The sequence below is a fragment of the Flavobacterium pygoscelis genome, from assembly GCF_023162025.1.
Taxonomy (GTDB): Bacteria; Bacteroidota; Bacteroidia; order Flavobacteriales; family Flavobacteriaceae; genus Flavobacterium; species Flavobacterium pygoscelis.
In genome coordinates this window covers 36,107-50,438 of the sequence record NZ_JALNUB010000003.1, presented here as the reverse complement: position 1 = coordinate 50,438, position 14,332 = coordinate 36,107, and the positions used below count along the sequence as shown (strand labels likewise).

Sequence of the window (14,332 nt, the reverse complement as noted above, 5' to 3'; positions counted from 1 at the left end):
GTTGTGCTACTAAATTAGCTTAATTTATTGGAAATTAAATTTATAAATTCTTTTCTAGTTTTGTTTTTTTCAAACGCACCTGTAAAAGAAGAAGTGGTAGTAACCGAATTTTGTTTCTGAATGCCACGCATTTGCATACACATATGTTGTGCTTCGATGACAACAGCTACTCCAAGAGGATCTAGTGCTTCCTGAATACAATTTTTAATCTGGTCTGTCAATCGTTCTTGTACCTGCATTCTTCTTGCAAAAGCATCGACTACTCTTGGTATTTTGCTTAAGCCAACAATTTTACCATTCGGGATGTATGCAACGTGCGCTTTCCCAAAAAAAGGTAACATGTGGTGTTCACACATCGAATATACCTCAATATCTTTAACGATAATCATTTGACGGTGATCTTCTGTAAACATCGCTGATTTTAAAATTTCTAAAGGATCTAAACCATAACCATGTGTAAGATATTGCATTGCTTTGGCCACTCTTTCTGGTGTTTTTTCTAGACCTTCTCTATTTACATCTTCTCCAAGCGTACCAATTACCGTTTTATAATTGCTGGCCAATGCTTCTGTTACTTCAGTATCGTATTGCTCTATTTTTTCGTAGCTTTTCATTTCTTTAATCATGGTTTTATTTTTTATTTTTAATGTGGTTTATTTAGATTTTGAAGGTTACAATTCCGTAATCCATTTCAAATACTTGTCCTGAAATTGATTTTGCATTTTCTGATATAAGAAAGTTTGCCATATTAGCTACTTCTTCGGGTTTTAAATACCCTTTCATCGGATGGCGTTCTACCATATTTTCTTTCATGCGATCGTTTCTCAGAATTCCTGCAGCTAGAGAAGTTTCTGTGATTGTTGGTGCAATGGCATTGATGCGAACCACCGAAGCTAATTCTGCTCCTAATGACTTTACCAATCCTTCTACACCCGCTTTTGCAGTAGCAATACTGGCATGAAAAGGCATTCCTAATTTGGCCGCTACGGTGCTGAATAAAACAATAGACGGATTATTTCCTTTTTTTAAGACAGGTAAATATTTCTGAATCGTCTTTACCGCTCCAATAACATTAATCTCGAAGTCCGTTCTGAAATCATCAATACTTAGACTTCCTATTGGTTTTAAATTAATAGAACCAGGACAATAGATCAAAGTGTCTATGTTTTCAATCTCCGGAAGTGTGTCTTTCAAAACATCTAAAGAGAAGTGTATTAAATTAGGATGTGTTATTTCTGGCGCATTTCTACTGATGTTAAACACTTTATTGCTTTCTAATTGTTGCAACAAAATGGCACTTCCAATTCCTTTGCTTCCGCCAATGATTACTATGTTTTTCATCTTTATTAAAAATAGTTATTATAAATATAATTTGGTTTTATTATTAGTTTCCAGAAGTTTAGCGCTTAGCAATCTTATTGTTATTAATTTGTCTTTGCATGCTACACTTAAAACGTCCTTCTCTAAAATCTCTTAATTTTTCATGTTTTGTTTTACGTCCTTGAACGCGTTCGCGCCACATTCTAAAACTCGACGGTTTCATTTCCGTACGCATCAAATCGATTACTTCTTGCTCTTTTAAACCAAATTGCAGCAAAATAGCATCAAATGTGGTTCGGTCTTCCCAAGCCATTTCTATAACTCGGTCTTTTTCTAAATCAGTTAGTTGTTTCTTTTCTGTCACAATTTCCTTTTTTTATTTAAAATGTATTTTTATATCTCTGTAAAATTTATTCGCTATCTCCAATATCAGCCATGGTATGTAATTTTAATATGCGCAAACCCTCTTCTTTTACTAATGGATTTTTTTTCATACTCCATAAAAAATCACTTGCATATTTTCTAGTTCTTTCCATGTTTACGATCGGTTTTGGATAATTTATACCTATTTCAAAATCATTAAATTTTTGATCTAAATAAGTCATTTTATAAGGTTCGTGTACAAATGCTCTAGGCAAGTTTTGTAATTCAGGAACCCATTTTTTTATAAATTCTCCTTCGGGATCGTGTTCGTAACTGTTTTTTATTGGATTGTATATACGTAACATATTAATTCCGGTTTCTCCTGCCTGCATTTGCAATTGCGGAAAATGAATTCCCGGTTCAAAATCCAAAAACATTTGTGATAAATGCGAAGTAGCTTCTTGCCAAGGTTGCCATAAATTATGGGTAAAAAAGGACACTAACATCGCTCGCATTCTAAAGTTCAAATAGCCCGTTTCATTTAAACATCGCATCGAAGCATCGATCAACGGAAATCCAGTTTGCCCTTTTTGCCAAGCTTCAATGTAATTTTCGTTGGGTTTCTTTTTTAGAGAATGAAAACCTTTGTTAACACTTTCAAATTCCATGATTTCTTCCATTTCAAATTTTTGAATGAAATGGGCTTGCCAAGTCAATCTAGATACAAAGGAATCGATCTGTTTTTTATCACTACAAGTCAATCGGAACGTAGCTGCTTTTTGTAAAACTTGTCTAGTAGATACATTTCCCCAAGCAATATAAGGAGACAATCTGCTACAACTTTTTCTGGCTAATAAAGGTTTAGATATATGATAACTATATTGATGATAGCGTTCATCAAGAAAAGTTTTTAAATATTTTCCAGCCATGGTTGAACCACCTTTTTGAAAAATAGTATCTGGAATCGTTTCCAGATCACTTTTATCTAACATTTTTTCCAATTCAGAAATTTCACTGTTATTTATAAATTGTTCCTCTTTTGGATTAAAAACAAAAACCGGTTCGTTCATGTAATTTTCCCAACTCGTTACCCAATTAGTTCTGTTTTTTAACGCTCTAAAAATGCCATTGTTAATATTCTCTATCCAACTAATTTGGTTGTTTTTGCAAAATCTTTTGAAGGTTTTATCTCTTTCATACGTAATTTTCAAACCTGTTTCTTGATGCGAATAAACAGTTTCAATACGATATACTTCTTCAATAATATTAAATACCTGAATTACTTCTGAGGAAACACACAAAACTCTAGTGTTGTAATTTTCCAATTGTTTGTTCATGTCAACTAACGATTGCTTGATGAAATTCCAATGTCTTTCACTATAATGTGCATCGTTTTCTAAAGACTTTTCGAATACATAAAGTAATAAAGTAGGCGTTGCTGATTTTGTTGCATTGTAGATTGCCTCGTTGTCTTGTAAACGAAGGTCTCTCTTAAACCAAACTACATTTATACTTTTCTTATTCGTGTTCATATCTCTTTAAAATAACTGTTGTTGCAACCATAATTTCCTAAACTTAGATTCTCCGTCATAATTTGAAGCTTGTAAAGCAATATTGAATTTGCGATCTCTAGGATCGTTACCCACACCAGCAACATACATCCAATTTCCATAATTGCTGTGTACGTCATAATCAATTAGCATCGATTCAAAATAAGCCGCTCCTATGCGCCAATCTAAATGTAAATTCTTAGCAAAATAAGATCCTACATTTTGCCTTCCTCTATTGCTCATCCATCCCGTTTGTTGCAGCTCGATCATATTGGCATTTACAAAAGGTTCTGCTGTTGTTCCGTTTATCCAACTTTTAATTTGATTTTGATTCGATTTCCATTCGTAATCTTTATCCAAAATTCCTCCGATTTTAAAAATGGAACTGCCATTTTTTAACGAAATATATTTAAAATAATCCCTCCAAATCAATTCGAAAACTAACCAATAAGTCGAATCATTTTTTTGTACTTGTTGTTCATAATTAATAATTTCCCAATAAATCGTTTTTGCCGAAATACTCCCATTGGCTAACCAAGGCGAAAATTTAGAACTAAAATCTGTTCCTATTAATCCGTTGCGAGTCAATTTGTAAACGCCCAATTTATTCGTTTCCCAAAAATAATGTTCTATCCTTTTTAAGGCTTCATTTTCGCCACCCTTAAAAGGGAAAGCCGTTCTAGAATCAATATCAAAAGCAGTAAAGCCTAAATCTTTAAGAGTCGGAATCTGAGTTTTATTTGCTTCTAAATTTTCTTTTGGCATGGCTTGAACTACAAATTCTGTTCTAACCTTACTGTATTTTTCGCACTTCGTTCGGAATTGTGTAAAAACGTTTGGAATAAACTCGATCTCAAAAGGAACGTCTTCAGGATGGTATAAAAACTGGTTGAAAGTTGGTTTAAATTCTATTGTTATAGGAACTTTTAACTTTACGTTTTCCAAAACTGCTGTTTCTTCAGTTGTCCATTCTTGTTGAAAATAAATAGTTTGAATTTCATTTTCAATGACTATTTTCGCAATACAATCTTCCGGCATTTGATGATAAACCAAAAGTGGAATATTTAGTTTTTCTAGATTTTGCTTTAATTCGGTTACTGTTTCAATTAAAAATTGAGCTCTGTATTTTTCTGTTTTTTTAAATCCGAATTTCGTGGTTTCAAAATGGCGAGGATCAAAATAATAGATACCAATTACATTTTCATTTTCCGCTATTGCCTTGGTCAATGATTCATTATCATTGACTCTCAAATCATTTCTAAACCAAACTAACCCTTTTTGTTTCTTTTGCATTTTTCACTACAATATTTGACTTCGTCCCAAACTTTTTCCCACTTTTTCCGCCAAGTAAATGGTCGGTTGCAAACCAAACACATTTTAGAGGGCAGATTTTCCTTTTTCACTATCTGTATTTTTCAAACTCATTTACCACAATCTTGGCTTTCAAGTCAAAAAGCAAATTGTATAATCCAAAGAAAGTTCGGTTCATGTAAATAAAATGTTTCGAACCTCTATTACCATTCATTTTTCTCAAATTGGTGTCCTTAGAAAAACGTTCTCCTAATTGAGCAATACTTTCAAAAAAACTTTCGTCTGAAAAATCAAAATTTTCTTCTTGAAAAGGCTTCGTAAACAAAGACAATAAATCGTAGAACATTTCAGTGAAATAAGCAATTTCTTCTTTAGAATCATCGGTTCTCAAAATCTCCAATTCAAATAATTTTGTATTGAATAATTCTGCATTATTGATTACTTTTTTGTCGATTAATTCAAAATAAGGAATGTAAAAATCGGTTGGAATTGTTTTCATACAACCAAAATCCAATGCAACTAATTCGTTGTTATCATTTACTAAGAAATTTCCAGGATGCGGATCGGCATGTACTTTTTTCAAAATATGAATTTGGTACATATAAAAATCCCATAAGGCTTGTCCCAATTTGTCAGACACTTCTTGATTGGTGTTTTTCTTGGTGAATTCAGAAAGGTGAAGGCCTGTCATCCAATCCATGGTAATGATTTTCTCCGATGAAAATTCAGGATAGTATTCTGGAAAAACGAGATTTTTTATTTTTTTGCAAGCAGCAACCACTTCTTGACTTTGCTCTAATTCCAATAAATAATTGGTTTCTTCAATTAGTTTATCCTCAACTTCTTTAAAATACTTATCAGAATCCTTTCCTTGCAAATTAAACATTCTAATTGCAATAGGTTTTACCATCGCTAAATCAGACGATATGCTGTTAGCCACACCAGGATATTGAATTTTCACCGCTAATTTTTTACCATTTTTTGTTGCTACATGCACTTGACCAATACTGGCTGCATTTACCGATGTGGCATTAAATTCATCAAAAATCTCGTAAGGAGTTTTTCCGAAATTATTTTTGAAGGTTTTTAATACGAGTGGAGCAGAAAGTGGTGGTACAGAAAATTGCGAAAGCGAAAATTTTTCTACGTATGCTTGCGGCAAGAAACTTTTGTCCATACTTAGCATCTGTGCGACTTTTAGCGCACTTCCTTTCAGGCTTTTTAAACCATCATAAATGTCCTCAGCATTGTCCTCGTTGAGTTTGTCTCTAGTCAAATCAGAATTGACCATTTTCTCACCGTAATATTTCAAGTAATTTACGCCCACTTTTGCACCAGTTTGCACCAGTTTTGTAGCTCTTTCAATTTTTGACGTTGGTATGTAGTCTATCGTTTTCATTATTTGTTGTATATTTTTTCTTTGAAAATAAATTTTCCAAAGTCGATTAAGCTATCTATAGGAGTAATATTCATCAATTCAAAAGTCGCTTTGACTGATTTTTCAATATAGATGTCTGTTTTTTCAAAAGCAGGAGAAGCATCTTCTATCCAGAATTTTAGCGCTAATAAAAGCTGAATCCAGGAAGCTTCTTGAAATGCTTTCTCTTGAAAGTTTTGTAGTTTTTCCTGTTGTGTTCTAAAATCATCAGTAATGATTTCTGTTAAATAATTTTTAAAACTATTTCTTAATCCAGAAAGCTGCATCAATTTTTTTAGTTGATCGCCTTGATTTTTTAGAACGAGAACGACATAACTTCTGTTAGCGGTTAATATTTCGAAGAATGTAAAGTAAAAGCTTAGCATTTTGCTTTTCATATCATAGTTTTCATAATCTGCATTTTTAGAAAGTAACTCCACTGTTTTTTCAACAAACATTTTGAAGATTTCTTTTTCGATATTTTCTATTGTACCAAAATAAGCGTAAAACTCTGTTTCTGTAAAATCATTCATTTTTGTAAAATGATAAACTGATTTTGGTTTTTCGCTATGCTCTAATACATAATCCATGTACATTGAAACTATTTTGTCTTTTGTAAGTATTGTTTTTTTAGTAGCCATATTTTTTGTGTTTCAAATTAAAGTATAAAGGTAATAAATGTTTAACTATATTTTAATAAAGTTAAACAAAATTTAATATAATTTTATAGTATTAAAAATCAGACGCTATATATTGGTATAAAATGGGCATAACATCCTATTTATTTTGTTCAGAAATGAAGTGTTGTGAATTAGTAAAAGCCAATTAAAAGCAATAAATTGCTAAATATGAAAAAGAACGTTTTAATAAGTGGTGGTTCAGGATTTATAGGAACTCATTTGACAGCATTATTACTAAGTAAAGGATATACTGTTTCGATATTGAGCCGAAGTGAAAAGCAAAACAAAGCAGATGTGTTTTATTATAAATGGGATGTGGCAACTCAGTTTATTGAAGAAGAGGCCGTTTTGAAAGCCGATTATATTATTCATTTAGCAGGAGAGAATATTGGTGAGAAAAGATGGACTGCGAAACGAAAAGCTGCTATCATCGATAGTAGAGAAAAATCATCTCAACTCCTATATATGGTTCTTAAAAAACACTATAAAAAATTAGATGCTTTTATTTCTGCTTCTGCCGTTGGAATATATGGAGCCGTAAATGGAGAAGAAATTTGTACTGAAAACGATGCGCCAGCCAATGACTTTTTAGGATATGTTTGCCAAAAATGGGAAGATTCTATCGATTTTATAGAGAATTTAAATATTCGTACTGTAAAAATTAGAACGGGATTAGTGTTGGGAAAAAATGAGGGTTTCTTAAAAAAACTGATTCCTCTTTTCAAATATAGATTGGGTTCTGCAATAGGTTCTGGAAAACAATATATGCCTTGGATTCATGTAGAAGATTTGTGTACTATTTATTTGCAAGCCATACAGAATGCTGAAATGTCAGGTCCTTATAATGCTGCAGTTACCGATAATACAAATAATACTATTTTTTCTAAAACCTTGGCTCGTATTTTTGGTTATTCTATTTGGTTGCCTAATGTTCCAGCTATTGTTTTAAAAATGGTTTTGGGTGAAATGTCAATAATTGTACTAACAGGTAGAAGAGTTTCATCAGAAAAAATACTTCAGACGGGTTTTAATTTCAAATTTAAAAATTTAGAGCAGGCGTTGAAAGATTGTTTGTAAATGAAAATTTATTTAAAAATACAAGCAATTTGCGTATTTACGGTTTTTGAAATTTTTGTACGCACGACAAATGGAATTTCTATATTAAAATCATCGGTGTTTAGAGGAAAAGCTGATATAAGTTCGATACCATTTTCGGTTTTTTTTAATGTGCCTTTGATTAGAATTTTTTTAGACAAACCACGTATAGTTATTTTGCCATTTATTTGATAAGTAGTTCGATCGGTGTTTACGTTTTTTAAATCAAATTTTTCAATTTTACCTTTGAATGTTGCTCTTGGATACCTATCACTTTCAATATAATTAGTATTGAAGTGCTCTTCCATTAAATTTCTTTTAAATTTAAAATCTTTGATCGAAACCAAACACATAATTTCTCCTGTTTTAGTAATTAAAACACAAGTTGTTTTATTATTGGTTGCTTTAACTTCTTCAAATAAAGGTATTGAAGCTTCGAAATTTATGATTCCATCATAGGAAACCATTTTTTCTTGTCCTGATGTTACTGTTGCAATGAGTAATAATGCTAGTATGGTAATTTTTCTCATAACAATCTATGATTTAGATTAATTAAAGTTACGAAAAATTAACTAATAGTATGTAATTACAACTTGATTTCTAGCACGTTATTGTAGTGATGATTCAATTTGAACGTTGTAGTTTTTTAAACTTTCTATAGATTCTTTTGAGTTGTAATCAAATGCTTCTTCATGAAGATTTTGTTCTTTTTTAAGTCCAATTTGTTTTATACAATTGATAAATCGTCTGATGTCATTTTTGTGAGATAAAATTAAACCAGGAACCGGTATATTTAAGCCTTCTTTATCTTTTGCAACCATGGTAAAATAGGAAGAATTACAATGTTTAATTGCTCCGGTTTGTATATTTTCTGCTTCGACTCTAATGCCAATAATCATCGAACTTTTGCCCACATAATTTACGCTCGCTCTCATGGTTACTAATTCGCCAACTTCAATGGGTTTTAAAAAGTTAACAGTATCTACTGAAGCCGTAACGCAATAATTACCTGAAAATTTAGACGCACAAGCAAAGGCAATCTGATCCAATAAAGATAAAATATAGCCACCGTGAATTTTGCCACTAAAGTTAGAATGGCTTGGTAACATCAATTGCGAAATACTAATATGCGAAGAGGCAACTGTTTTGAATAATGGATTCATTTATTTTATTTTAAAAGGAGAATTAACTTTCTTAACAGAGGTGATAAAAAACCTGGAATCTCCCCACCAAGGAAAAGTCTTGTAGAGTTCTTTATAGCTGACCTGAACATATTGACCTTCCATTTGGTTCAAATCGGCAATTACTTGTTTTTCGCTATCCATTACAGAAAACGAAAAAATTTGCGCCCCAGAAATACCTTGACTAATTTCGCCTTCCCATGTTTTAAAGAGGATTCCTTTATGACTTACTCTAATTAATTCTCCAGAACGAACGCCTTCGCTGTAATTAGTATTGTGTAAAAATCCAAAATAGGATGCTGTAATTAAAACCGCTATTGCGACTACTATTAATAGAAATTTTTTCATTTCGTCTTTAATTTAAAAGTTGGTTTTCATCTATTTCAGCTCTGTTTATAATACTTTCTGGAAGTGCTTTTTTAGCTTTAGCCCCCATTTTTTTTAGTTTTTCCACACTTACAATTAGGTTTCCTTTTCCTTCTACTAATTTGTTCATAGCGCCACTATATTCTGTTTTAGTTTCATCAATTTTTTTTCCTATCCGAATCAAATCATTTACAAAACCTTCAAATTTGTCGTATAAAGCTCCTGCTTGTCTTGCAATTTCCAAAGCATTTTCTTGTTGTTTTTGGTTGGTCCACATACTATCAATCGTTCGTAAAGTAGCCAACAAAGTTGCTGGAGTAACAATGACTATGTTTTTTTCGAAGGCTTTATTGTATAAAGTAGTGTCTTCATTAAGCGCCATTGCAAACGCGGGCTCAATAGGAATAAATAAAAGTACAAAATCTGGACTTTCAATTTGGTATAAATCGTGGTAATTTTTGTTACCTAATTGCTCTACGTGGCGTTTTATAGAAAGAACATGTTCCTTTAAATACCCTGTTTTTAGACTATCATCCTCTTCATTAATGTATTTTTCATAAGCAGTCAATGAAACTTTAGAATCGACAATCATTTTTTTACCGTCGGGCAAATTGATTACCACATCCGGAAAAACACGGTTTCCATCTGCTGTTGTAAAAGCTTGTTGCACTTCGTATTCACGCCCTTTTTCTAATCCCGATTTTTCTAAAACACGTTCTAAAACTAATTCTCCCCAGTTTCCTTGCATTTTACTATCGCCTTTTAACGCTTTGGTTAAGTTGATCGTTTCCTTGCTCATTTGAATATTCATTTCGCGTAAACCAAGAATTTGTTGGCGCAAAGCAGCATGATAATCTATACTTTCTTTGTGTGTATCCTCGACTTTTTTCTCGAATAACTGAATTTTATCTTGCAATGGAGTCAAGATGTTTTTCATATTTTCCTTATTCTGCTCTGTAAATTTATTCGATTTTTCTTCTAGTATTTTATTGGCTAAATTCTCGAATTCTTTTGTGAATTTTTCCTGTAGCTTTTCGACTTCTTCTTTTTGTTCTTTATTGCGTTCCCAAAGATTCTCAAAATCAACTTCTTTTTTAGAAAGCTGAATGGCTAAACTGTCTTTTTCAGTTCTAATAGTTTCTTTTTCTAGAATACTGTTTTCCAGCTGTTTTTGAAACACTATTTTTTCATTTGTAAGTTGTTCTCTCAATTGATTGATTTGTGAATTTGCAGCAATAAATTTTTCTTCTAAACTGATTTTTTCAGATTGAAATCGAGCGGCAAATATCAATTTTCCAATGAAAATGCCTAAAAAAAGGGCAATTATAAAAAGAAGTAAAAAGGGGATTAGAGTTGACATGAAAATAAATTTGAAAAGTAAAAGTAAGGAATAAAATGAATTATAGGATTTCTATAAAATAAGATTAATAGCTTTCGCTTTAAATAAAGTTCAAATTTGGACTTCATTAGTTTTAGAGTCATTTAAATTTGACTTCATAAACCTAATTAATATTGTTTTATGTAATTATCAAAAAAAAAAGCCAATAAAAATTTTCATCTCTATTGGCTCCTAATACAAAATATCAAAAGTTATTCATCTAACTTTATATTTCCTCTATCTTGATGATTGTCTGGATGTGAATTGGGATAACGATGTGCAGTAATGTCCGAATTTAAATCTTTATTTTCTACTGTTTTCATGGCTTCCTCTTCAGTAGAAACACCACGGCTTACACTTTCATTTTCATTCCAAGTTCTTTCTTCTTCGTCTGGCAATGGCGCAATACTACCATCTACATTTCGTGCTCTTTGAACAATTTTTTGATTGCCATTTGCATCAATTTCTATTTCTTCTTTAAGAATTGGTGCAGAAGGATTATAATCTTCTGGCAGGTTTCCCCCGCTAAATCCTTCATTTGTATTTTGCTTATTATTGGTCTTTTTAGATCCTAAATTGTTATTTTCCATACTATTTAATTTTAATGAATATCACTTTAATTAGTATAATATTACAAATTTTAGCCCGCTTTTGTTCATCATTTAACATCCTTTTGTGGTAAAATCATCAAATGTATAGCCATAGAACTTTAAATTCAGTCAAAACAAAACTATCTTTGTGGGCATTCCAAAAACAATACAATGTCGCATTCACATTTCATTATTCACAAACCCTACGGTTATTTAAGTCAATTCATTTATGAATTAAAACGCAAAAAAAAACTGTTAGGAGAATTGTATGATTTTCCAAAAGGTACTATGGCAATTGGGAGATTGGATGAAGATTCAGAAGGACTTTTGTTACTAACTACTGATGGAATGATGAGTGAAATCATTAGAAGTAAAAAAGTAGATAAAGAATATTATGTGCAAGTTGATGGAGTCATCAATCAGGAAGCCATTGAAAAACTGAAAATAGGAGTAGAGATTGGTTTTAATGGAACTAAATATATTACGAAACCTTGTGATGCGAGATTAATTACTGAAATCCCTGCTTTTGGTGCTCGTGGGAAAAAAATACGAGACGAACGTCACGGACCCACTTCTTGGGCTTCAATTACTGTTAATGAAGGAAAGTTTCGTCAAGTACGCAAAATGACTGCTGCAGTTGGATTTCCAACCTTACGTTTAGTTCGTGTCCGAATAGGCAATGTACATCTTAATGACTTACAAGCTGGCGAAGTGATAGAAGTCGAGGATTTTAATGATAATGTCAAAAATCAAGGTAACCAACTCTATCAAGAATCAGAAAGTGTTAATCAAAAATCAAAAATTTAAATGTTAAATATCGTTTTAGTAGAACCTGAAATCCCTAATAATACGGGGAATATTGGTCGTTTGTGCGTGGGAACGGGAAGTCGTTTGCACTTAATTCATCCTTTTGGATTTGTGATAAATGATAAAAACTTAAAGCGTTCCGGATTGGATTATTGGGTTCATCTTGACGTAACAGAATATCAAAATGTAGCCGAATGGAAAGCACAAATACCAGATTTATCGCGTGTTTTCCTAATGAGTTCTCATGCTACTACATCATATTTAGAAACGGATTTCCAAGACGGTGATTGGCTAGTTTTTGGTAAAGAAAGCAAAGGTTTAAGTGAGGAGGTTTTATCTCAATTTGAGCATCATCTTACGATTCCAATGTCAAATTTAATCAGAAGTTTTAATATTGCTAATTCTGTTGCTTTTGTAATTGGCGAAGCAAAACGTCAAATTTCATTGAAAAACTAATTTTTAAACAATTAAAAATTTTCCTTTTTCTGGGTCAAAAATAATATGTTCATCATTGAATAAATTGTTAAAACTTCCTTTTGAAATAAAGTTGCAAGGTTCGTCTTGAATCACAGTTTCAGGAGTCATAATAATCATTTCGTCACTTAATTGTATCGCCATATCAATATCGTGAGTAGAAAAAAGGATGCATTTCTCAGTTTCTTGTGTTAGTTTTTTTAGCAGTTTAAAAAGTGAAACTTTATGTAATAAATCGAGATGCGTGGTGGGCTCGTCTAGTATGATTAAAGGCGTGTCTTGTGCTAAAGCTCTTGCTATGAGAACCTTTTGTAATTGACCATCACTGATTTCGAAATGTTTTTTAGTAGCCAAATGACAAATTTGAGTGAGTTGCATCGCTTGCTCTACTTTTGCTATATCAAGATCTGTTAATTTTCCTATCCAATTGGTGTAAGGTTGTCTTCCCAAGGCAACCAATTCAAAAACAGTAAGATTGCTTGGTGGTAATTTTTCTGTAAGAACGACACTGAGATTTTGGGCTAATATTAAAGAATCTAGATTGTGAATACTAGTACCATTTAATAAAACAGTTCCTGTAATAGTTTTTTGAATCCCCGTTATTGTTTTTAATAAAGTAGATTTTCCAATTCCGTTAGCCCCAATTAAAGCGATTAATTTCCCTTTGCGCAAAGATAAATCAATGTTTGAGGCGATAATTGTTTTTTCTTTTTTATGAGAATATCCAATGCTAATTTTTGAAGCTTGTAATATGATTTCGTTTTTCATTAGTTCATCATTTTACGTTTTCTAATTAATAACCAAATTACGATAGGCGCACCAAAGATAGAGGTAACCGCATTAATTGGTAATGTAATATCACTTCCAGGAAGTTGGGAAATACAGTCGCAAATTAACATAATTAATGCTCCAAAAAGAATAGTGCCCCAAAATAAAATAGTGTGATTGCTCGTTTGAAAAACTAATTTTGCAATATGAGGAACCGCCAATCCAATAAAGGCGACTGGTCCGGCAAAAGCAGTAATACTTCCCGCTAATATACTGGTAGCAAAAATGATAATGAGTCTCGCTTTTTTATAATTCATACCTAAACTTTTTGCGTAATTTTCGCCAAGAAGTAAGGAGTTTAGTGGTTTCACACTAATAAGACTGAGTACTAATCCTATCAAAACGCAACTGGATAAAATAGAGATAGCCGTCCAAGATAAATTACCGAGATTTCCTAAAGACCAAAAAGTAAATTTTTGTAATTGCTCTGCAGTACTAAAATAAGTCAGTGTTCCTACGATTGCACTGGTGAGACTACCAAACATAAGACCAACAATTAAGATCGCCATAGTATCACGCAAGCGATGTGAAACCGTTAAAACAGCTAATAAAACAGCAAAACTGCCTAAGCTAGAAGCTAAAACAATTCCGTAGGAGGAGACTAAAAAAGTTGCTAAAAATGGAGGCATTAGTGCAGCGCCTAATATGACTATTGCAACTCCTAAACTCGCACCTGAACTGAGTCCTAAAACATAAGGACCCGCTAACGGATTTCTAAATAGGGTTTGCATTAATAAACCACTTATTGATAAACCCATTCCAACTAAAACCGCCGTAATCGCTTTAGGCATGCGGTAATTGATGATAATGTATTCCCAAGTGGATTTGCTTGCCTGTCCACCGGTTAAGCTTTTATATACTTCCTTCAAAGGAATGTTTATTGATCCAAAACTGATGTTTATAAAAAACAAAATGATGAATCCTAAACCCAGTAAGGAAAATAAAATAATATTACGTTGTTTATTGGCCAAT

18 protein-coding genes are annotated in these 14,332 nt (G+C 32.2%); 3 read left to right on the top strand and 15 right to left on the bottom strand.

The window, feature by feature from the left end; genetic code table 11:
- Positions 1-14: 14 nt before the first annotated feature.
- The 8 genes from folE to MW871_RS04675 are packed head-to-tail and all read right to left on the bottom strand — an operon-like array spanning position 15 to position 6,602.
- Positions 15-626: a GTP cyclohydrolase I FolE gene (folE, locus tag MW871_RS04710; protein ID WP_236023911.1), complete on the bottom strand. Its 612-nt coding sequence runs from the start codon at positions 624-626 to the stop codon at positions 15-17.
- 31 nt (positions 627-657) lie between these two features.
- Positions 658-1,341, bottom strand: a complete 684-nt coding sequence (locus tag MW871_RS04705; RefSeq protein WP_248427742.1) for an SDR family NAD(P)-dependent oxidoreductase — start codon at positions 1,339-1,341, stop codon at positions 658-660.
- A 58-nt stretch (positions 1,342-1,399) separates the two neighbouring features.
- Complete coding sequence (locus MW871_RS04700) at positions 1,400-1,684, bottom strand: TIGR03643 family protein (RefSeq protein ID WP_210645772.1); 285 nt, start codon at positions 1,682-1,684, stop codon at positions 1,400-1,402.
- 46 nt (positions 1,685-1,730) lie between these two features.
- On the bottom strand, positions 1,731-3,215 hold the full coding sequence (locus MW871_RS04695; RefSeq protein ID WP_248427741.1) for a cryptochrome/deoxyribodipyrimidine photo-lyase family protein: 1,485 nt from the start codon (positions 3,213-3,215) through the stop codon (positions 1,731-1,733).
- A 6-nt stretch (positions 3,216-3,221) separates the two neighbouring features.
- Positions 3,222-4,526, bottom strand: coding sequence for a DASH family cryptochrome (locus MW871_RS04690; protein WP_248427739.1), 1,305 nt, complete (start codon positions 4,524-4,526; stop codon positions 3,222-3,224).
- Positions 4,502-4,636: a DUF2256 domain-containing protein gene (locus MW871_RS04685; RefSeq protein ID WP_188051168.1), complete on the bottom strand. Its 135-nt coding sequence runs from the start codon at positions 4,634-4,636 to the stop codon at positions 4,502-4,504. The genes MW871_RS04690 and MW871_RS04685 overlap by 25 nt, the downstream gene beginning before the upstream one ends.
- Positions 4,636-5,943 (bottom strand): ABC1 kinase family protein, encoded by a 1,308-nt coding sequence (locus tag MW871_RS04680; protein WP_188051169.1) that lies wholly within the window; start codon positions 5,941-5,943, stop codon positions 4,636-4,638. Before MW871_RS04680 ends, MW871_RS04685 begins: the two co-directional genes overlap by 1 nt.
- On the bottom strand, positions 5,943-6,602 hold the full coding sequence (locus MW871_RS04675) for a TetR family transcriptional regulator C-terminal domain-containing protein (RefSeq protein WP_248427738.1): 660 nt from the start codon (positions 6,600-6,602) through the stop codon (positions 5,943-5,945). The genes MW871_RS04680 and MW871_RS04675 overlap by 1 nt, the downstream gene beginning before the upstream one ends.
- 207 nt (positions 6,603-6,809) lie before the next feature.
- Here MW871_RS04675 and MW871_RS04670 point away from each other — a divergent pair, with 207 nt between their 5' ends.
- A complete protein-coding gene (locus MW871_RS04670; RefSeq protein ID WP_248427737.1) occupies positions 6,810-7,718 on the top strand; it encodes a TIGR01777 family oxidoreductase in 909 nt (302 codons plus the stop codon).
- A gap of 8 nt (positions 7,719-7,726) precedes the next feature.
- On the opposite strand, the gene MW871_RS04665 is transcribed toward MW871_RS04670, so the two are convergent.
- The 5 genes from MW871_RS04665 to MW871_RS04645 form a co-directional block, all read right to left on the bottom strand.
- Positions 7,727-8,266, bottom strand: a complete 540-nt coding sequence (locus tag MW871_RS04665) for a YceI family protein (protein WP_248427736.1) — start codon at positions 8,264-8,266, stop codon at positions 7,727-7,729.
- 78 nt (positions 8,267-8,344) lie between these two features.
- Positions 8,345-8,899 (bottom strand): acyl-CoA thioesterase, encoded by a 555-nt coding sequence (locus MW871_RS04660; RefSeq protein ID WP_210645778.1) that lies wholly within the window; start codon positions 8,897-8,899, stop codon positions 8,345-8,347.
- Positions 8,900-9,265, bottom strand: a complete 366-nt coding sequence (locus MW871_RS04655; protein WP_188051174.1) for a 6-phosphogluconate dehydrogenase — start codon at positions 9,263-9,265, stop codon at positions 8,900-8,902.
- 7 nt (positions 9,266-9,272) lie between these two features.
- A complete protein-coding gene (locus tag MW871_RS04650) occupies positions 9,273-10,643 on the bottom strand; it encodes a DNA recombination protein RmuC (protein ID WP_248427735.1) in 1,371 nt (456 codons plus the stop codon).
- A 230-nt stretch (positions 10,644-10,873) separates the two neighbouring features.
- Positions 10,874-11,251, bottom strand: a complete 378-nt coding sequence (locus tag MW871_RS04645) for a hypothetical protein (protein WP_248427733.1) — start codon at positions 11,249-11,251, stop codon at positions 10,874-10,876.
- Between the two features lie 171 nt (positions 11,252-11,422).
- Between MW871_RS04645 and MW871_RS04640 the strand changes: the two genes are divergently transcribed.
- The gene (locus MW871_RS04640; RefSeq protein ID WP_248427732.1) at positions 11,423-12,058 is read left to right on the top strand and encodes a pseudouridine synthase; all 636 of its coding nucleotides are present in this window, start codon (positions 11,423-11,425) and stop codon (positions 12,056-12,058) included.
- A complete protein-coding gene (locus tag MW871_RS04635) occupies positions 12,059-12,514 on the top strand; it encodes a tRNA (cytidine(34)-2'-O)-methyltransferase (protein WP_248427731.1) in 456 nt (151 codons plus the stop codon). It abuts the gene before it with no gap.
- A gap of 3 nt (positions 12,515-12,517) precedes the next feature.
- Here MW871_RS04635 and MW871_RS04630 read toward each other — a convergent pair whose 3' ends face one another.
- Positions 12,518-13,300 (bottom strand): ABC transporter ATP-binding protein, encoded by a 783-nt coding sequence (locus MW871_RS04630; RefSeq protein WP_248427729.1) that lies wholly within the window; start codon positions 13,298-13,300, stop codon positions 12,518-12,520.
- Positions 13,300-14,331, bottom strand: a complete 1,032-nt coding sequence (locus tag MW871_RS04625; RefSeq protein WP_248427728.1) for an iron ABC transporter permease — start codon at positions 14,329-14,331, stop codon at positions 13,300-13,302. The genes MW871_RS04630 and MW871_RS04625 overlap by 1 nt, the downstream gene beginning before the upstream one ends.
- Position 14,332: the final 1 nt, after the last annotated feature.